This is a genomic window from Streptomyces silvisoli, assembly GCF_029269905.1.
GTDB lineage: Bacteria > Actinomycetota > Actinomycetes > Streptomycetales > Streptomycetaceae > Streptantibioticus_A > Streptantibioticus_A silvisoli_A.
Genome location: NZ_JARJBC010000025.1, coordinates 65095 through 84752 on the forward strand (window position 1 = coordinate 65095; position 19658 = coordinate 84752).

General features: G+C 71.1%; 16 protein-coding genes. 8 read left to right on the forward strand and 8 right to left on the reverse strand.

From position 1 onward, the window contains the following. Window positions 1–21 precede the first annotated feature (21 nt). The 5 genes from P3G67_RS29825 to P3G67_RS29845 all read right to left on the reverse strand — a co-directional run bounded on the left by P3G67_RS29825 (window position 22) and on the right by P3G67_RS29845 (window position 6165). Complete coding sequence (locus P3G67_RS29825) at window positions 22–690, reverse strand: RloB family protein (RefSeq protein ID WP_276096267.1); 669 nt, start codon at window positions 688–690, stop codon at window positions 22–24. Further along, window positions 690–1940 carry an AAA family ATPase gene (locus tag P3G67_RS29830; RefSeq protein ID WP_276096268.1) on the reverse strand — a complete coding sequence of 417 codons (1251 nt, stop codon included), beginning with the start codon at window positions 1938–1940 and terminating at the stop codon, window positions 690–692. The genes P3G67_RS29825 and P3G67_RS29830 overlap by 1 nt, the downstream gene beginning before the upstream one ends. 93 nt (window positions 1941–2033) lie before the next feature. Next, on the reverse strand, window positions 2034–3650 hold the full coding sequence (locus P3G67_RS29835; RefSeq protein WP_276096269.1) for a thiamine pyrophosphate-binding protein: 1617 nt from the start codon (window positions 3648–3650) through the stop codon (window positions 2034–2036). Beyond that, a complete protein-coding gene (speB, locus tag P3G67_RS29840; protein WP_269859285.1) occupies window positions 3647–4606 on the reverse strand; it encodes an agmatinase in 960 nt (319 codons plus the stop codon). The genes P3G67_RS29835 and speB overlap by 4 nt, the downstream gene beginning before the upstream one ends. Window positions 4607–4716: 110 nt before the next feature. After that, the gene (locus tag P3G67_RS29845; protein WP_276096270.1) at window positions 4717–6165 is read right to left on the reverse strand and encodes a sodium:solute symporter; all 1449 of its coding nucleotides are present in this window, start codon (window positions 6163–6165) and stop codon (window positions 4717–4719) included. Window positions 6166–6279: 114 nt separating this feature from the next. On the opposite strand from P3G67_RS29845, the gene P3G67_RS29850 reads away from it, so the two are divergent. Both P3G67_RS29850 and P3G67_RS29855 read left to right on the forward strand, forming a co-directional pair. After that, window positions 6280–7836 (forward strand): PucR family transcriptional regulator, encoded by a 1557-nt coding sequence (locus P3G67_RS29850; RefSeq protein ID WP_276096271.1) that lies wholly within the window; start codon window positions 6280–6282, stop codon window positions 7834–7836. 101 nt (window positions 7837–7937) lie between these two features. Further along, complete coding sequence (locus P3G67_RS29855; RefSeq protein WP_276096272.1) at window positions 7938–8735, forward strand: phosphatase; 798 nt, start codon at window positions 7938–7940, stop codon at window positions 8733–8735. Here P3G67_RS29855 and tesB read toward each other — a convergent pair. The 3 genes from tesB to P3G67_RS29870 form a co-directional block, all read right to left on the reverse strand. Further along, complete coding sequence (gene tesB / locus P3G67_RS29860; RefSeq protein ID WP_276096273.1) at window positions 8702–9610, reverse strand: acyl-CoA thioesterase II; 909 nt, start codon at window positions 9608–9610, stop codon at window positions 8702–8704. The two genes, P3G67_RS29855 and tesB, sit on opposite strands and share 34 nt — an antisense overlap. A 10-nt stretch (window positions 9611–9620) precedes the next feature. Beyond that, window positions 9621–10778, reverse strand: coding sequence for an acyl-CoA dehydrogenase family protein (locus P3G67_RS29865; RefSeq protein WP_276096274.1), 1158 nt, complete (start codon window positions 10776–10778; stop codon window positions 9621–9623). 81 nt (window positions 10779–10859) lie between these two features. Next, entirely contained in the window at window positions 10860–11459 is a 600-nt protein-coding gene (locus P3G67_RS29870) for an SACE_7040 family transcriptional regulator (RefSeq protein WP_276096275.1), read from the reverse strand. Between the two features lie 95 nt (window positions 11460–11554). Here P3G67_RS29870 and P3G67_RS29875 point away from each other — a divergent pair, with 95 nt between their 5' ends. From P3G67_RS29875 to glmS, 6 genes are all read left to right on the forward strand, one after another. Continuing rightward, the gene (locus P3G67_RS29875) at window positions 11555–13192 is read left to right on the forward strand and encodes a carboxyl transferase domain-containing protein (protein WP_276096276.1); all 1638 of its coding nucleotides are present in this window, start codon (window positions 11555–11557) and stop codon (window positions 13190–13192) included. A gap of 13 nt (window positions 13193–13205) precedes the next feature. Then, window positions 13206–15224 carry an acetyl/propionyl/methylcrotonyl-CoA carboxylase subunit alpha gene (locus P3G67_RS29880; protein WP_276096277.1) on the forward strand — a complete coding sequence of 673 codons (2019 nt, stop codon included), beginning with the start codon at window positions 13206–13208 and terminating at the stop codon, window positions 15222–15224. Further along, window positions 15221–16186 (forward strand): hydroxymethylglutaryl-CoA lyase, encoded by a 966-nt coding sequence (locus P3G67_RS29885; RefSeq protein ID WP_391858381.1) that lies wholly within the window; start codon window positions 15221–15223, stop codon window positions 16184–16186. The genes P3G67_RS29880 and P3G67_RS29885 overlap by 4 nt, the downstream gene beginning before the upstream one ends. 5 nt (window positions 16187–16191) lie before the next feature. Then, a complete protein-coding gene (locus P3G67_RS29890) occupies window positions 16192–17358 on the forward strand; it encodes an acyl-CoA dehydrogenase family protein (protein ID WP_276096278.1) in 1167 nt (388 codons plus the stop codon). 128 nt (window positions 17359–17486) lie between these two features. Further along, a complete protein-coding gene (locus tag P3G67_RS29895) occupies window positions 17487–17762 on the forward strand; it encodes a hypothetical protein (protein WP_269859295.1) in 276 nt (91 codons plus the stop codon). A gap of 72 nt (window positions 17763–17834) precedes the next feature. Beyond that, a complete protein-coding gene (gene glmS, locus P3G67_RS29900) occupies window positions 17835–19649 on the forward strand; it encodes a glutamine--fructose-6-phosphate transaminase (isomerizing) (RefSeq protein WP_276096279.1) in 1815 nt (604 codons plus the stop codon). The last annotated feature ends 9 nt before the right edge of the window (window positions 19650–19658 follow it).

Genomic DNA, 19658 nt, shown 5'->3' on the forward strand with positions numbered 1-19658 from the left:
CGGCGAACCCGGGAACCGCGGTCAGTAGCTGGCGATGCCCATGCCGTCCTCGACGAACTTCCACACGTCGGTGTAGGGGTCGCGCTTGACGCGGGGCGTGTGGTCCGGGTGCTGGGCGTTCAGGGCCTCGGCGCGTCTGCGCGCCTCCGCGTAGCGGTCGATGACCTGTTCCTCGCGCACGACCTTGGGGCTGGGGTCGGTGGCGGCGAACGGCAGCTTTTTCGCCGCGCTGTCGCACACCCCGTTGAACGTGCCGGTGACGGGCTTGTAGTGCAGCAGCCGCCACAGCTCGAAGCAGGGATGAGAGAAGGCGACACCAACGCCACCGCTGTTGGCCTGTGCCAGGGCGGTCTCGATCTGGTCGTGCTCGTCGCGGTCGAACAGGCACCACACCTGCGGCCATTCGGCCTCCGGAAGCTTGGCGCGTCTGGCGTCACGCTTCAGCTCGGCCATGAGCCTGGTCCCGGCCTCGACAAGCTTGATCGGTTTGCGCTGTGAGCCGGGTGCCTTGAGGTTGGCGACGTGGACCTCGACGGTGACCGATCCGTCCTTGGGCGTCCCGTGCTTCTTGAGGATGTCGATGTACGAGGGCTCGGTGACCGCGCCCTCCGTGAAGACATGGACGATGCGCCTGCGCTTGCCGCCCCTCTTCGGCCGCGCCAGTGTGTCCTTCCCCCTCGTCCTCGCCATCAGGAACCTTCTGCCTCCCTCTCACGAACGGCGAGGAGCCGACGACCGATCTGCCCCTCGATGACACCAGGCACCGCGCCGAAGGCGCCTGCCAGATAGGACTTGGTGAGGTCTTCCTCGTCGCCCGGCTCGGCGGCGGTCAGCGGATACAGGTCAGTGGCCCCGTGATCGTCCTTCTCGGTCAGCCATACCTGTCCCGCGTCGAGCAGCCGACCGCCGCTGGGAGTGCTGAGCATCGACGGATCATGGGATGTGAACGCCAACTGCGCACCGTGCGGGTTGACCAGCGGATCATGGAAGATCCGCACCACTTCGGCGGCGAACCGCGGGTGCAGGCTTGAGTCGAGTTCGTCGACGAGCAGGACGGCGCCGGTGTCCAGGGCGAGCAGCATCGGCCCCAGCAGCGCGAACCACGATCGGGTGCCGAACGACTCCTGGGACCAGTCGAGCGCGGTGACGGCTCCGGATTCCGCGGTGTGCAGCAGGGCCACTTGATGGGTTCCGTCCGGCCGCCGCTCCACCCGGGCCCCGGTGATGCCCAGATCCGCGACGCTGAGGAGTTCCTCGATCCGCTGCTTACGGGGGCCCTGCAGTTGCTCGGTGGTGAAGCCCTCACGGGCGACACGGTCGTCCTCGGGGTTGATCAGCCAGAGGTTGTCGTTGAACCAGCGGTAGAGGACGGACAGTTGGGGGTGGTTGTCGGTGGCGGCGCGGGAGAGGAAGAGGGCGTTGGGCCGGGTCGTACGGGCCAGTCTGGCCCGGTCGTGGATCCGGTTGCCGGGAAACGCGAACTCCTGCTCTCGTGAGGCGTCCCGGTCCAGCCACTCCTGCCGACGGCCCCGCGGATACGAGTGCAGCCATTCGGCTTCGACGCGCTGCTCCCCCAACTCGAAGCCGTACGTCCAGCGGACGCCGTCGTCGCCGACGAAGTCGACCTCGTAGAACGAACTCTCCCCGACCGACTTGGCGTCGAGGGCGAACGACTCCCGGGGAATGCCCTTGTAAGAGGTCCACTGCGCATAGGAGTTGAGGACGGCGTTGCGCATCTGGGTCAGCGCGGCCAGCACGTTGGACTTGCCCGAGGCGTTGGCCCCGAAGATCCCCACCAGGGGGAAGACCTCGACCGTGCTGCCGTCGGACAGTTTCACTGATCGCGCCGCGGGGGCGTCCTCTTCGGGGGGCACGACAAAGGACAGTTCCTGCTCATCGCGCAGGGACCGTACGTTCGCCACACGGAACCTCAGCAGCATGCCGCCCTCCTCGCCGCACACAGAGTAGTCGTACGGTCCGACATCAGCGCGGTCGGCACCGGCGTGGCCTCCGGAAACCCACCGCCAGCGGGATCAGCCGCCGTCCGCCAGATGCGTCGGCGCGAACATCCGCAGTACCGCCGGGAGGACGACCACGGACGGACCGGGGCTGGCCAGCGCCGCGCCGAGGTCGGCCGCCAGGCGTTCCGTGGTGGTGCGTACCGCGGGGACGCCGAAGGACTCGGCGAGGGCGACGAAGTCGGGCCGGGACAGTTCGGTGGCAGTCGCCGCGCCGAAGGCGTCGGTCATGTACTCGCGCAGGATGCCGTAACCGCCGTCGTCCACGATCAGCCAGGTCACCGGCAGGTCGTACTGCCGGGCGGTGGCCAGCTCGGCGATCGAGTACATGGCGCCGCCGTCGCCGGAGACGGCCAGTACGGGCCTGCCGCGGTCCGCCGCGGCGGCGCCCAGGGCCGCCGGGAAGCCGTAGCCGAGGCCGCCCGCGCCCTGGGCGGAGTGCATCGGGCCCGGCCAGGCGGACCACGCCCAGTAGGCGAGGATGGTCATGTCCCAGAAGCTGGGCGAGTCCTGCGGCAGGGCCTGGCGTACCGCGGCCACGACGCCCTGTTCGGTGTCCAGGTCCTGGGTGGCCAGCCGATCGCGGACCCGCGCCAGCAACTCGGCCGCGGCCTTCGGCGCGGCCGGATCGTCGCGCCGCTCGACGGCTTCGCCGAGCGCGCGCAGTGCGAGCGCCGCGTCGGAGTGGATGCCCAGTCCCGGATGGTTGGACTCCAGCTTGCCCAGGTCCGCCTCGATCTGGATCACCCGGCCGCGCGGCCGGAACGTGTGGTAGTTCGAGGACAGCTCGCCCAGGCCCGAGCCGACCACCAGCAGGACGTCGGCGTCGGCCAGGAACTCGGTGGTGTGCCGGTCCTCCAGCCAGGACTGGAGGGACAGCGGATGTTCCCAGGGGAACGCGCCCTTGCCGCCGAAGGTGGTGGCCACCGGGGCGGCCAACTTCTCGGCCAGCGCCAGGAGTTCGGCCGTACCGCCGGAGCGGATGACTCCGCCACCCGCGACGATCGCCGGCCGCTCGGCGGCCGACAGCCGGGCCGCCGCCTCCGCGATCAGCTCAGGTCGCGGGCGCAGCGGACGAGGCGCCGCCTCCAGCGCGGTGACCGGCGGCACGTCCACCGCGCCGAGCAGCACGTCCTGCGGGATCTCCACCCACACCGGGCCGAACGGCGCGGTGAGCGCGGACTCCCAGGCGGCGGCGATGGCCGACGGTATCTGCGAGGCGGTGCGCACCGGATGCACGGACTTCACCACGTCGCGGAACGACGCCTTCTGGTCGGCCAGTTCGTGCAGGTAGCCATGGCGCCCGCCGCCGAGCCCGGCCACCGGCACCTGGCTGCCGACGGCCACGACGGGCGCCGACGCGGCCGCCGACTCCTGGAGCGCGGCCAGCGTCATCAGGGCGCCGGGCCCGGTGGAGACCAGCAACGGCGCGGCGGTGCCGGTGACACGGGCGAAGGCGTCGGCGGCGAAGCCCGCGTTGTTCTCCACCCGCAGCCCGACGTACGCCAGTTGGGACCTGCGCAGGGCGTCGAAGGCGCCCAGCGCGTGCTGTCCGGGCAGCCCGAACACGGTCGTGGCGCCGAGCGCGGTGAGCGACTCGACGACCAGGTCGCCGCCGTTGCGCACGGTCATCGAGCGGCCGCGATCTGCCGGGACATGATCGTGGTCAGCTCGTACGCGGTGTGCGAGGCCGCCACCGAGGTGATCTCGGCGTGGTCGTAGGCCGGGGCGACCTCCACCACGTCGGCGGAGACCAGGTGGCAGCCGGCCAGTGCGCGCAGGATCTCCAGCAGCTCGCGCGAGGTCAGCCCACCCGCCTCGGGAGTGCCGGTGCCGGGGGCGTGCGCCGGGTCCAGGACGTCGATGTCGATGGAGATGTACAGCGGGCGGTCGCCGATGCGCTCGCGCAGCTGCTGGGCGACCTCGTCCACGCCGCGCCGCATGACGTCGGCCGAGGTGACGATGCCGAAGCCCATTTTCTCGTCGTCGTCCAGGTCCTGCTTGCCGTACAGCGGGCCGCGGGTGCCCACGTGCGAGAGGGCGGAGGTGTCGAGGATGCCCTCCTCGACGGCCCGGCGGAACGGGGTGCCGTGGGTGTACTCGGCACCGAAGTAGGTGTCCCAGGTGTCCAGGTGCGCGTCGAAGTGCAGCAGCGCGACGGGCCCGTGCTTGCGGGCCACGGCGCGCAGCAGGGGCAGCGCGATGGTGTGGTCGCCGCCCAGCGTCATCAGCCGGGCGCCGGTGCCCAGCAGGTCGTCGGCGGCGGCCTCGATGGTGTCCACGGCCTCGTTGATGTTGAACGGGTTGGCCGCGATGTCACCGGCGTCGGCGACCTGGGCGAGGGCGAACGGCGAGGCGTCCTGTGCCGGGTTGTACGGGCGCAGCAGCCGGGAGGCCTCGCGGATCGCGTTGCCGCCGAAGCGGGCGCCGGGCCGGTAGGAGACGCCGGCGTCGAACGGGACGCCCACGACGGCCACGTCTGCGGTGCCGACCTCGTCCAGCCGGGGCAGCCGGGCGAAGGTGGCGGGGCCCGCGTACCGGGGTACGCGCGAGGAGTCGACGGGACCGCGCGGCTCGGTGGTGGTCATGGGGTGAACTTCCTTCTTCCTCAACGGTTTTGGGCTGGCCCAGGGGTGCGGGCGATGCCCGAGGGGTCCGGGGCGAAGCCCCGGTGGGGGTTTGGGGGTGAAGCCCCCGGTTAATGAAGCTGTACCGCCTCCTGGGGGCTTGCCCCAGTCAGCCGTTCCTTCCAGACGGCCAGCGTGTCCGCGTCCGTCGGCTTGGAGGCCAGGCTGACGGTCACGTACGCGGCCAGCGAGGCCAACAGCCCGCAGTAGACCGGCTCGTTGGCGAGGACGCCCTTCCACGCCATCAGGCCGATCACCGTCACGCCGCCCACCGCGACCGACGCCAGCGCGCCCGCGCCGGTGCCGCGTCGCCACAGCAGGCCGCCGAGGATCGGCACCAGCAGCCCGCCGACGAGGAGGTTGTAGGCGACGGTCAGCGCCTCCACCACGTCGTTGAGCGCGGTCGCGATCCCGATCACGGCCAGCCCCATCACGAGGATGAACATCCGGTTGCCGCGCACCTCGTCGTGCTCGCCTCCGGCGCGCGCCGAACGGCCGTGCAGCCGTGCCCAGATGTCGTTGTTGGCCACCGTGGCGCAGGCGATCAGCGCGCCGGAGGACGTGGACATGACGGCGGACAGGGCCGCCGCCAGCACCAGTCCTCGTACGCCCACCGGCAGGGTGTCCTTGACGATCGTCGCGAAGGCGTCGTCGGCGCTGGTCAGCCGGGGGTACAGGACCTTGGCCGCGGTGCCTATGACGGCCCCCGCGAGGGCGTACAGAAGACAGTATGTACCGGCGACGGTGCCGCCCGCCCTGGCCACCCGGTCGCTGCGCGCGGTGAACACCCGCTGCCAGATGTCCTGCCCGATCAGCATGCCGAACGTGTAGATCAGCACATAGGTGAAGACGGTCTGCCCGCCGATGCCCAGCGGGGCGAAGTACTCGTGCGGCAGCTCCGCCCGCATCCGCGCGAAGCCGCCCGCCTTGACGACCGCGATCGGCAGCAGGAGCAGCAGCACCCCGATCGTCTTGACCACGAACTGCACCATGTCGGTCAGGGTGATCGACCACATGCCGCCGAGTGTGGAGTACGCGACCACGATCGCGCCGCCCAGCACGATCGCCAGCGTGCGGTCGATGCCGAACAGCACGTCGAAGATGGTCGCGTAGGCGATGGTCGAGGTGACGGCGAGCATCAGGGTGTACGCCCACATCACGACGCCCGAGATGACCCCTGCCGAGCCGCCGTACCGCAGGTCCAGCATCTGGGAGACCGTGTAGACGCGCAGCCGGGCGATGCGCGCGGAGAACAGGATGCTCAGCGCCAGCAGGCCGAGCCCGATGGTGAACACCATCCACGCGCCGGACAGGCCGTACTGGTAGCCGAGGCCGACTCCGCCGATGGTGGAGGCGCCGCCCAGCACGATCGCCGCCATGGTGCCGGAGTACATCACCGGGCCGAGCCGTCGGCCCGCCACCAGGAAGTCGCTCTTGGACCGGGCCCGGCGCATGCCCCACCAGCCCATGCCGAGCATGGCCAGCAGATATGCGGCGATCACCACGTAATCCAGGGCCATGCGCACGCCTCCACTTCGGGGGTAGCGATTCGTGCGTTGACCCTAGGTGGCCGCCGAATGACCTTGAAGTGTACGTTTCATCCATAAGAAACCACTGAAGTGGATGGAACATCCATGCCGGAGCTGACGCCTCCCACCACGGCGGTTCCCCTGTCATCGCTGCTGCTCCGCGCCGACCTCGGGCTGCGGCAGGTGGCCGGGCCGCCCCCGGACGAGGTCCTCGTGTACTGGGTGCACACCAGCGAGATGGCCGATCCGGTGCCGTATCTGCTCGGCGGCGAGCTGCTGTTGACCGCGGGGGTGCACTTCGCGGGGGGCGCGGCCGGTGCTGGGGAAGCCGACGGAAGCGGCGGTTCCGGCACGGGGAGCGCGGTCGCAGGCGGCGGTTCCGGCGGGGAGTATCTGGAGCGCTACGTGGCGCGGACCGTGGAGGCGGGCGCCGCCGCCCTCGGCTTCGGTCTGGCGCCGGTGCACGACACCACGCCGCCCGCCCTGGTGGCCGCCTGCGAACGGCACGGGCTGCCGCTGCTCGAAGTGCCGCCACGCACGCCGTTCACGGCCGTCGCGCGCGCCGTGTGGCAGGCGATGGCCGAGGCGCGGCACCGGGAGCTGCGCCGGATCACGGAGGCGCAGCAGGGGCTGGCCTCCGCCGCCGCCCGCCCGGACCCGGTACCGGCCGTACTGCGCCAGCTCGCCCACCACCTGGACGCGCGGGCCGTGCTGCTCGATCCTCGGGGCGCCGAGTTGTACGCGGCCGGGCCGCCGGTGAGCCCCGAGGCGCGGGCCGCGCTCAACGCACTGGCCGCCGTGGTGCGACCGGACCGGCCGGGCGCCCCCGCGTCCGCCACGGACGCGGTCGGCGGCACCCGGCTGGCCGCCTACGCGCTGGCCGGAGGCGGCCCCGGGGAGGGCAGCCCGGTGCTGGCGCTGGCCGCCGAGCGGCGGGAGTTCCGCGAGCAGACCATCGCGGCGATGGCCGCGGTGCTGCTCTCGTTGCTGACCGGGTCCTACCGGGGCGCGGGCGACGAGCGGCGCACCGCGGCCCTGGTCCGGCTGCTGCTGGGCGCCTCCCCGGACAAGGCCGTCGCGCTGCTCACCGAGGCGGCGGACGGTGCGGGACGCTGGACGGTGGTGCACGCCCGGCGCCGGGGCGCCGACACCGATGAGCGGGCCGTCGGAGAGCTGGCGGCGGCCCTGGGCACCGCGCTGGTGGACGCGGCCGACGGCACGCTGCGGGCACTGCTGCCCGAGGGGCGCGGGGTCACCGCGCGGCCCGGCTGGACGCTGGGGGTCAGCGAGCCGGTACCGGCGGGCTCGCTGCCCACGGCGGACGCACAGGCCTCGGCGGCGTTGCGGCGGGCCGTCGCCCACCGAACGGCACTGGAGCGGCACCGGTCGGCGCGGTCCGGTTTCGCCTCGCTGGTGGCTGAGGGGGAGGCGCGCGCCTACGCGGTGGCGCGGCTGGCGCCGCTGGCCGGCTCTCCGGCGCTGGTCGACACCCTGCGCGCCTGGATCTCACTGCACGGCAGCTGGGACCGAGCCGCCGTGGCGCTCGGCGTGCACCGCAACACCGTGCGGCAGCGCATCGCCCGGGCCGCGGCGCTGCTGGACGCCGATCTGGACGACGCCGAGGTGCGCGCCGACCTGTGGTTCGCCCTGCGCTATGTGTGAGCGCCGCGCTTCTGTGCGGCCACTGCCATAAACCACTCGGTAGGGTCACGCCTTCGTTGCGATTGGCCGCTCGTCGTACGTCCGTTCCCGGGCACGAGACAATGGGTCGTATGCCGACAGTTCGCACCCCGTCCCGCCAGGCCCTGATCGACCACCTCATACGGACCCGGATCGCCGGGAACGTCGCCACCAGTCGCGAGAACAACCTTGAGCACTACCGCGAGTTGGCGTCCGGTAACCGGTACTACTGGCTGGGACTGGACCTCGGCGACCGCTGGACCGACGAGGACGCCGTGCTGAAGGTGATGACCGAGCGCTGCGGTGTGGTCGCCGACCCGGCGCACCGGTCGGGGCAGGACACCATCGACCCTGAGCTGACCGTCGACGCGCTGGACCGGATGGCAGTCGTGCTGCGCAAGGCCGCGGCCGGCAGGCAGCGGGTGCTGTTCGCCACCGGACACCCGGGTGGGCTACTGGGCGTCCACCTTGCGACGGCCGCCGCGCTGCGGGCCGTGGGGTGCGAGATCGTCGAGATTCCCGGGGACCTGCGCGCGGACGACGGCAGGGTGCTGCAGATGGGCGGCGTCGCCATGGTGCTGCGCACCGCCGCGCTGGTGCACACCCACTCCCCCGACCCCATGTCGGCGATCCTGGACGCCATGGAGCGCGAGGGACGTCCGCTGCCTCAGCTGGTGGTGGCCGACCACGGCTGGGCCGGGTGCGCGGGCCAGCGCGGCATCGACGCGACCGGCTACGCGGACTGCAACGACCCGGCGCTGTTCCTCGGCGAGGCGGAGGGGTCGCTGCTGGTCACCGTGCCGCTGGACGACCATGTGGCACCGCAGCACTACGAGCCGATGACCGCCTATCTGCTGTCCGCCGCGGGGCTCGCCGAGTAGTCGGCGCGCGGCACCCGTACCAGGCCCTCCTGGATCACCGAGACGGCCAGCCGCCCGTCCTGGGTGTAGATCCGTGCCGTGCCCAGGCCGCGGCCTCCCGACGCCGACGGGCTCTGCTGGTCGTACAGCAGCCATTCGTCGGCGCGGAACGGCCGGTGGAACCACATGGCGTGGTCCAGGCTGGCGCCCACCACGTCGCCGACCGCCCAGCCGCCGCGGCCGTGCGCCAGCAGGATCGAGTCGAGCAGCGTCATGTCCGACACATAGGTGGCCAGGCAGACGTGCAGCAGCGGATCGTCGTCCAGTTTGCCGCGGGTACGGAACCAAACCTGTGAGCGCGGCTCACGGCGCTGCCCGGCGGTGAGGAACGGCGGATCCTCCGCGTACCGCAGGTCGACCGCGGCGCGGGCCTCCAGCAGCCGGTCCACCACGGTGGGGTCGGGGAACCGGTCGGCGTGCCGGGGCAGCAGTTCCTCGGCGGTCGGCAGCGACTCGGGATCCGGCGCGGACGGCATGGGTTCCTGGTGTTCGAGCCCTTCCTCGTAGGTCTGGAATGACGCCGACAGATGGAAGATCGGCTGGCCGTGCTGGATCGCCACCACCCGCCGGGTGGTGAAGGAGCGCCCGTCGCGGATCCGGTCGACGTCGTAGACGATCGGCGCGCCCGGGTCGCCGGGGCGCAGGAAGTAGGCGTGCAGCGAGTGCGCGTGCCGTTCCGCGGGCACGGTGCGGCCCGCCGCGACCAGTGCCTGGGCGGCGACCTGGCCGCCGAAGACCCTGGGCACCAGGGCGGGGCGGCTGGCCCCCCGGAAGATGTCCCGTTCGATCGGCTCCAGGTCGAGCAGTTCGAGCAGGGATCGCAGTGGTTCGTTCATGGCGCCGTGGTCACAGCCCGAGCGACTTGGCGATGATGGACCGCATGACCTCGCTGGTGCCGCCGTAGATGCGGGTGACGCGGGTGTCGGCGTACAGCCGGGCGATCGGGTACTCCATCATGTAGCCGTAACCGCCGTGCAGTTGGAGGCACTTGTCGATGACGCGGGCGGCGACCTCGGTGCAGAACAGCTTGGCGGAGGCGGCGTCGGCGGGGGTCAACTCCCCCGCGTCATGGGCCTCCAGCGCCCGGTCGACCACCGCCTGCGCGGCGTCCACCTCGGCCTTGCAGTCGGCGAGCACGAACTTGGTGTTCTGGAACTCGGCGACCGTCCTGCCGAAGACGGTGCGCTCCCTGACGTACTCGGTCGCGAACCGTACGGCGGCGGAGGCCTGCGCGTAGGCGCTGACGGCGATGCCGAGCCGCTCCTGCGGGAGGTTGTGGGTGAGGTAGCCGAACGCCTTGCCCTCCTCGCCCAGCAGGTCCTCCACCGGCACCTTGACGTCGCTGAAGGAGAGTTCGGCGGTGTCCGAGGTCTTCAGACCCAGCTTGTCCAGCGTGCGGCCGACGGCGTACCCCTCGCTCCTGGTGTCCACCACGAGGATGGAGATCCCGCCGCGCCGGTCCTGCGGGTCCGGCGGCGAGGTGCGGCAGCAGACCAGGACGCGGTCGGCGAGCACACCGCCGGTGATGAAGGTCTTGGCACCGTTGAGCACGTAGTGCGTGCCGTCCTCGGACAGCTTGGCGGTGGTCTTCATCCCGGCCAGGTCGGAGCCGGTGCCGGGCTCGGTCATGGCGATGGCGGTCATGATCTCACCGCTGACGAACCCCGGCAGCCAGCGCTTCTTCTGCTCCTCGTTGGCGTACTTGAGCAGGTACGGCAGGCACAGCGCGGTGTGCACGCTGCTGCCGCCGAAGCTCACTCCGGCGCGGGCCAGTTCCTCGCTGATGACGGCGTTGAACTTGAAGCTGCGCTCGCCCGCGCCGCCGTACTCCTCGGGCACCTCTATACCGAAGACGCCCAGCTCACCGAGCTTGTAGTAGAAGTCGCGCGGTGCGTGCCCGGCCGCTTCCCACTCGTGGTAGACCGGCGCGACCTCGGCGGCGATGAAGTCACGGATCGTGGAACGGAACGCCTCGTGGTCCTCGTGGAAAACCGTGCGACGCACTTGCGCCTCCCCATGGGCGAGTTTCAGCCTAAGCAAGCGCTCAGCAAGTTACTTCCCGGTTTGGAATCTGTCCAGGCCGGACTATTCGGGGGCCGAGCCGTCCAGCGCGGCGAAGGCGCCCAGCGCGAGGCGGCGCAGCAGCGACCCGGTGGCCTGCCGGCCCGGCAGTTCACCGCTCAGGCCCAGGTGGGGCGTGGAGTTGAGCAGGCCGAAGACCGCGTGCACAGCGGCCCGCGCCTCGACCTCGGTGGCGCCCGGATGCCGCTGGCGCGCCACCTCGACCCACAACTCGACGTACTGCCGCTGCAGTTGGCGCACCAGCTTGCGGTCGGAGTCCCGCAGCCGGTCCAGCTCGCGGTCGTGCAGCACGATCAGCGGCCGGTCGTCCAGGGCGAACTCGACGTGCCCGCGCACCAGCGCGTCCAGCGCCCGCGCGGGGTCCGCCGCCTCGGCCACCCGGCGCTTGCCCTCGGCGAGCAGTCGGCCGCTGATGCCGACCAGCAGCTCGGCGAGCATCGCGTCCTTGCCCGCGAAGTGCCGGTACAGGCCAGGGCCGCTGATCCCGACCGCGGCACCGATCTCGTCGACGCCGACGCCGTGGAAGCCGCGCTCGGCGAAGAGCTGTGCGGCTTCCTTCAGGATCTGCTCACGCCGGGTCGCCCCGGCCCTCGTCGACTGCATGGAATTAATTGTAGACAGACGCGTTAGCGAGCGTTAACCTGAGGTCAGGTTAACGACCACTAACATCCGCGCCGTGGGCAAGGGGGCTCAAGGCAATGCGTGACACGGCACCACCCGCGCTGCGCAGCGCGGTCGACCCGGCATCCGAGGCCTTCGCGGCCAACGCCGCCGCGCACGCCGAACTGTCGGCAGGGCTACGCGAGAAGCTGGCCGCAGCGCGGCTCGGCGGCGGCGAGAAGGCCCGCGCCCGGCACACCGCGCGCGGCAAGCTGCTGCCGCGGGACCGGGTGGACGGGCTGCTGGACCCGGGCTCATCCTTCCTTGAGCTGGCCCCACTGGCGGCGGACGGGATGTACGACGGGCAGGCGCCCGCGGCCGGGGTGATCGCCGGGATCGGCCGGGTGGCGGGCCGCGAGGTCGTGGTGGTCGCCAACGACGCCACGGTCAAGGGCGGCACGTACTACCCGATCACGGTCAAGAAGCATCTGCGCGCCCAGGAAGTGGCGCTGGACAACCGGCTGCCGTGCGTCTACCTGGTGGACTCCGGCGGCGCCTTCCTACCGCGCCAGGACGAGGTCTTCCCGGACCGCGAGCACTTCGGCCGGATCTTCTACAACCAGGCGACGATGTCGGCGCGCGGCATCCCGCAGATCGCGGCAGTACTGGGCTCGTGCACCGCGGGCGGCGCCTACGTACCGGCGATGAGCGACGAGGCGGTGATCGTCCGCAACCAGGGCACGATCTTTCTCGGCGGCCCGCCACTGGTGAAGGCGGCCACCGGCGAGGTGGTCACCGCCGAGGAGCTGGGCGGCGGAGATGTGCACTCCAAGGTCTCCGGAGTGACCGACCACCTGGCGGAGGACGACGCCCACGCACTGCGCATCGTGCGGAACATCGTCGGCACCCTGCCGCAGCGCGGACCGCTGCCGTGGTCGGTGACGCCGGTCGAGGAACCGGCGGTCGACCCCGCCGGGCTGTACGGCGCGGTGCCGGTCGACTCGCGCACCCCCTATGACGTGCGCGAGGTCATCGCCCGGCTGGTAGACGGCAGCCGGTTCGCCGAGTTCAAGGCGGAGTACGGCACGACCCTGGTCACCGGCTTCGCCCGGCTGCACGGCCACCCGGTGGGCATCGTCGCCAACAACGGCATCCTGTTCGCCGAATCGGCGCTCAAGGGCGCGCACTTCATCGAGTTGTGCGACCAGCGCGGCATCCCGCTGCTGTTCCTGCAGAACATCTCCGGCTTCATGGTCGGCAGGCAGTACGAGGCGGGCGGCATCGCCAAGCACGGCGCCAAGATGGTCACCGCCGTGGCCTGCACCCGGGTGCCGAAGCTGACCGTGGTGATCGGCGGCTCGTACGGCGCGGGCAACTACTCGATGTGCGGCCGGGCCTACTCCCCCCGCTTCCTGTGGATGTGGCCCAACGCGAAGATCTCCGTGATGGGCGGCGAGCAGGCCGCCTCCGTGCTCGCCACCGTCAAGCGGGACCAGTTGGAGGCGACCGGCGAGCAGTGGCCGGTCGAGGAGGAGGAGCGGTTCAAGGCCCCGATCCGCGCCCAGTACGAGACCCAGGGCAACGCCTACTACGCCACCGCCCGGCTCTGGGACGACGGGGTGATCGACCCGCTGGAGACCCGCACGGTCCTCGGCCTCGCCCTGACGGCCTGCGCCAACTCGCCCATTCCACAACGAGATCCGGCGTCTCCCGGCTACGGCGTCTTCCGGATGTAGGGGGGATCACCAGATGTTCGAGACGGTCCTTGTGGCGAACCGGGGCGAGATCGCCGTCCGGGTGATCCGAACCCTGCGGCGGCTCGGCATCCGCTCCGTCGCGGTCCACAGCGACGCCGACGCCGAGGCACGCCATGTGCGGGAGGCCGACCAGGCGGTGCGGATCGGGCCGCCCGCGGCCAGCCAGAGCTATCTGTCCATCGAGCGGCTGCTGGAGGCGGCGGAGCGCACCGGCGCGCAGGCGGTCCATCCCGGCTACGGCTTCCTTGCCGAGAACGCCGCCTTCGCCCGGGCCTGCGAGGTCGCCGGGCTGGTCTTCATCGGGCCGCCCGCCGGCGCCATCGAGTTGATGGGCGACAAGATCCGCGCCAAGGAGACGGTACGGGCGGCGGGCGTGCCGGTCGTCCCCGGCAGTGACGGCAGCGGGCTCACCGACGCCCAACTCATCGAGGCCGCACAGAAGATCGGCGTCCCGGTGCTGCTCAAGCCCTCGGCGGGCGGAGGCGGCAAGGGCATGCGCCTGGTCCGCGACGAGGCGCTGCTGGCCGAGGAGATCGCCGCCGCCCGCCGGGAGGCGCTGGGCTCCTTCGGCGATGACACCCTGCTGGTGGAGCGGTGGATCGACCGCCCGAGGCACATCGAGATCCAGGTACTGGCCGACGGCCATGGCCAGGTGGTGCACCTCGGCGAGCGCGAGTGCTCGCTCCAGCGCCGCCACCAGAAGGTCATCGAGGAGGCACCGTCCGTACTGCTGGACGAGGCGACCCGCGCGGCCATGGGCGAGGCCGCCGTACAGGCAGCCCGCTCCTGTGGCTACCGGGGCGCGGGCACGGTGGAGTTCATCGTGCCCGGCGCCGATCCGGCCGCCTACTGCTTCATGGAGATGAACACCCGGCTCCAGGTGGAGCATCCGGTAACCGAGTTGGTGACCGGACTCGACCTGGTCGAGTGGCAGTTGCGCGTCGCCGCCGGGGACCCGCTGCCGTTCGGGCAGTCCGACATCGCCCTGACCGGACATGCCGTGGAGGCCCGGATCTGCGCCGAGACCGCCCGGGTCACCGAGGGGCCCGCAGGCCGGGCAAGGGTGGACTTCCTGCCCTCGGCCGGGACGGTGCTGGCGCTGCGCGAGCCGGACGGGGAGGGCGTCCGCGTCGACTCGGGGCTGGCCCTGGGCACCGAGGTGGGCACCGCGTACGACCCCATGGTGGCCAAGGTGATCGCACACGGGCCGGACCGCCCGACGGCGCTGCGCCGACTGCGCGCCGCACTCGCCGACTCCGTGGTGCTCGGGGTGGACACCAACACGGCTTTCCTACGGCGGCTGCTGGCGCATCCGGCCGTCATCTCAGGTGAGCTGGACACAGGTCTGATCGACCGTGACGCGTCCGCACTGGTGGCGTCGGCGATCCCGGACGAGGTGTACGCGGCGGCGGCGCTGCTGCGGCAGGCGGCGTTGACCGCGCCGGACGGCCCGGCGTGGACGGACCCGTTCTCGGTGCCCAGCGGCTGGCGGCTGGGCGGCGAGCCCGCGTGGACCGTGCACCACCTGCGGGTCCCGGGACACGAGCCGGTGGCGGTGCGCGTGCGCCCCGGCCGGGTGCGGGTCGGCGACGGCGAGCCGGTCGACGCGGCCCTTCGCCTCGACCGGGACCGGGCGGTACTGCACTGGGACGGCGTGACCCATGTCTTCCGCCACGCCGACGGCTGGCTGGGCAGGGACGGCGACGCCTGGCACGTCACCGACCATGACCCGGTCGAGGCGGCGCTGCGCGGCGCCGGTGGCGCGTCGGGCACCGACACCCTGACCGCGCCCATGCCCGGCACGGTCACAGTGGTCAAGGTCTCCGCCGGGGACCAGGTCGCCGCCGGGCAGAGCCTGTTGGTGGTCGAGGCGATGAAGATGGAGCACGTCATCACCGCCCCGCACGACGGCACCGTCACCGAGATCGACGTCACCCCGGGCAGCACGGTCGCCATGGACCAGGTGCTGGCCGTCGTCACCCCGACCGCCGTTCCGCAGGAGGAGTCATGACGAGCAGCGGACTGCCCGCGGCATCCGAGCCCTCCGGGCTGCCCATGCCCTTCGCCGCCGAGGACATGCCGGACCAGGTCCGGATCCATGAGGTGGGGCCGCGCGACGGGCTGCAGAACGAGAAGGCCGTCGTGCCCACCGAGGTGAAGGCGGAGTTCATCCGCCGCCTGGCGGACGCGGGGCTGAGCACCATCGAGGCGACCAGCTTCGTCCACCCCAAGTGGGTTCCCCAACTCGCCGACGCGGAACAGCTGATGCCGATGCTGTCCGGCGTGGACGCCCGGCTTCCGGCGCTGGTACCCAACGAGCGTGGTCTGGAGCGGGCGTTGGCGCTGGGCGTCGATGAGATCGCGGTGTTCGGCAGCGCCACCGAGTCGTTCGCCAAGGCCAACCTCAACCGAAGCGTCGACGAGTCACTGGCCATGTTCGAGCCGGTGGTGTCCCGGGCCAGGGACGCGGGTGCGCGGGTGCGCGGCTATCTGTCGATGTGCTTCGGCGACCCCTGGGAGGGGCCGGTCCCGGTCCACCAGGTGGTCGGGGTGGCGCGGCGGTTGTTCGACCTGGGCTGCCACGAACTCAGCCTGGGCGACACCATCGGGGTGGCCACCCCCGGCCATGTCACCGCACTGCTCGCCGCGCTGCGCGAGGACGGGCTGACCGCCGACCGGCTCGCGGTGCACTTCCACGACACCTACGGCCAGGCGCTCGCCAACACCCTGGCCGCGCTCCAGTCGGGCGTCTCCACCGTGGACGCCTCGGCCGGAGGACTCGGCGGCTGCCCCTACGCCAAGAGCGCCACCGGAAACCTCGCAACCGAGGACCTGGTCTGGATGCTGAAGGGTCTCGGCATCGACACCGGGGTGGACCTCGGCCGCCTCACCGCTACCAGCGTCTGGATGGCGGCACACCTGGGCCGACCAAGCCCGTCCCGTACCGTTCGCGCCCTCTCCCACAAGGAGTGAACTCCATGACGATCGACCACCGGCTACCCGCCGAATACGAGGAACTCCGGCGCACCGTCGAGGAGTTCGCCCATGACGTCATCGCCCCGAAGATCGGGGAGTTCTACGAACACCATGAGTTCCCGTACGAGATCGTGCGCGAGATGGGGCGCATGGGGCTGTTCGGGCTGCCGTTCCCCGAGGAGTACGGCGGCATGGGCGGCGACTACTTCGCGCTGTGCCTGGCGCTTGAGGAGCTGGCCCGGGTCGACTCCTCCGTCGCGATCACCCTGGAGGCCGGGGTGTCGCTGGGGGCGATGCCCATCTTCCGGTTCGGCACCGAGGAGCAGAAGCGCGAGTGGCTGCCCCGGCTCTGCTCCGGCGAGATGCTCGGCGCGTTCGGGCTCACGGAGCCGGAGTGCGGCTCCGACGCGGGCGGTACGCGTACCACCGCGCGGCTGGACGAGGCCACCAACGAGTGGGTGATCAACGGCACCAAGTGCTTCATCACCAACTCCGGTACCGACATCACAGGACTGGTGACGGTCACCGCGGTCACCGGCCGGGGGGAGGACGGCCGGCCGGAGATCTCCTCGATCATCGTGCCGTCCGGCACTGCGGGCTTCACGGTCGCGGCCCCGTACTCCAAGGTCGGCTGGAACGCCTCGGACACCCGTGAGTTGTCCTTCGCCGACTGCCGGGTCCCGGCGGCCAACCTGCTGGGCGAGATCGGCCGGGGCTACGCCCAGTTCCTGCGGATCCTGGACGAGGGCCGGATCGCGATCTCGGCGCTGGCCACCGGTCTCGCCCAGGGCTGTGTCGACGAGTCGGTGTCCTACGCCAAGACCCGGCAGGCCTTCGGCAAGCCGATCGGCGCGAACCAGGCGATCCAGTTCAAGCTGGCCGACATGGAGATGCGCACCCACACCGCCCGGCTGGCCTGGCGGGACGCCGCGTCCCGGCTGCTGCACGGCGAGCCGTTCAAGAAGGAGGCGGCGCTGGCCAAGCTGTACTCCTCGGAGATCGCGGTGACCAACGCCCGTGAGGCCACCCAGATCCACGGCGGATACGGCTTCATGAACGAGTACCCGGTGGCGCGGTTCTGGCGGGACTCCAAGATCCTGGAGATCGGCGAGGGCACCAGCGAGGTGCAGCGCATGCTGATCGCTCGCGAACTGGGGCTGATCGCCTGACGAACCAATCCCCCAAAACAGGGCAAACCTCCCGGATGCTTTGCGGCTGACCCCGATATCGAGTGACCCCTGCCCGATATCGGGCAGGAATGTTGCACTGCGGGGCCTCTCTCCCGCAGGATCGTCCGGTGCTCGAACGCCGGACTTCTCACGACGAACTCGTAGACCACCTGGTACGGACCACTACGCTGCAGCGCGGCGAGGCCGTCCGGGTGGTACTCGACGTCCTGGCGTACTTCGACGAGTCGGCTGAGGACTACGTACGCCGGCGCCACCGGGAACTCCAGGCCAAGGGCCTGTCAAACGCCGAGATCTTCGAACAGGTCACCGAGGAGCTGCCGCACCGCGCGGTGGCCCCGCCCGAGTTCTCGCTCCGCCAGCTGCGCCGCATCGTCTACGGCTGACGGCACCGGCAGCGCCACACAAGCCACTCAAGCACCACAAGCACCAGGCACCACCAGGGAGGGCCCACATCCATGTGCGGGATCGTTGGATATATCGGGAAACGTGACGCTGCTCCGCTGTTGCTGGAGGGACTACAGCGACTGGAGTACCGCGGCTATGACTCGGCGGGCGTCGCGATCAGCGGCAAGTCGGGGGCACTGAAGACCGTCAAGGCCAAGGGCCGGGTACGCGAACTGGAGTCCCGGGTACCCAAGCGATTCAGCGGAACTACCGGTATCGCCCACACCCGTTGGGCCACCCATGGTGCGCCGAGCGACGACAACGCACATCCTCACCTGGACGCAGCGGGCAAGGTCGCCGTCGTCCACAACGGCATCATCGACAACGCCGCCGAACTGCGCGCCAAACTCCTCGCGGACGGCGTGGAGTTCGCCTCCGAGACCGACTCCGAGGTGCTGTCCCATCTGATCGGCCGCTCCACCGCCGAGACGCTGGAGGCCAGGGTCCAGGAGGCGCTGTCGCGGGTGGAGGGCACCTACGGCATCGCGGTGCTGCACGCCGACTTCGCCGACCGCATAGTGGTCGCCCGCAACGGCTCGCCGGTGGTACTGGGCATCGGTGAGAACGAGATGTTCGTCGCCTCCGACGTGGCCGCCCTGGTGCGGCACACCCGCCAGGTGATCACCCTGGACGACGGCGAGATGGCCACCATCAAGGCCGGTGAGTACCGCACCTACACCACCGAGGGCAGCCGTACCGCCGCCTCGCCGACCACCATCGAGTGGGAGGCCGAGAGCTATGACATGGACGGCCACGACACCTACATGCACAAGGAGATCTGCGAGCAGGCGGACGCCGTGGACCGGGTGCTGCGCGGCCGGATCGACGACCGGTTCGCCACCGTGCACCTCGGTGGCCTGGGCATCGACGCCCGCGAGGCACGCGGGGTGCGCCGGGTGAAGATCCTCGGTTGCGGTTCGGCGTACCACGCGGGCCAGATCGGCGCCCAGATGATCGAGGAACTGGCCAGGATCCCGGCGGACGCCGAGCCGGCCAGCGAGTTCCGGTACCGCAACGCGGTGGTGGACCCCGACACGCTGTACATCGCGGTCAGCCAGTCCGGCGAGACCTATGACACGCTCGCCGCCGTACAGGAGCTGAAGCGCAAGGGCGCCCGGGTGCTCGGCGTGGTCAACGTGGTCGGCAGCGCCATCGCCCGGGAAACGGACGGCGGGGTGTACGTGCACGCCGGGCCCGAGGTGTGCGTGGTGTCCACCAAGTGCTTCACCAACACCGCGGTGGCCTTCGCGCTGCTGGCGCTGCACCTGGGCCGGGTGCGGGACCTGTCGGTCGCCGACGGTCGTCGGATCATCGCGGGGCTGCGCAGGCTGCCCGAGCAGATCGCGGAGATCCTGCGCGGCGAGGAGGAGATCAAGAAGCTTGCCGCCGGTTACGCGGGCGCCAAGAGCATGATGTTCGTCGGCCGGGTGCGCGGTTACCCGGTGGCCCGTGAGGCCTCGCTGAAGCTCAAGGAGGTCTCCTACGTGCACGCCGAGGCCTACCCCGCCTCGGAGTTGAAGCACGGGCCGCTGGCGCTGATCGAGCCCGAGGTGCCGTCGGTGGCGATCGTGCCGGACGACGAGCTGCTGGAGAAGAACCGCGCCACGCTGGAGGAGATCAAGGCGCGCAGCGGCCGCATCCTCGCGGTGGGCCACCAGGAGCAGGAGGTCGCGGACCACACGATCGTGGTACCGCGCAACGAGCCCGAGTTGGACCCGATCCTGCTGGGCATCCCGCTGCAACTCCTCGCGTACCACGCGGCGTTGGCCCTGGGCCGCGACATCGACAAGCCGCGCAACCTGGCGAAGTCGGTGACGGTCGAGTAGCGCACTGAG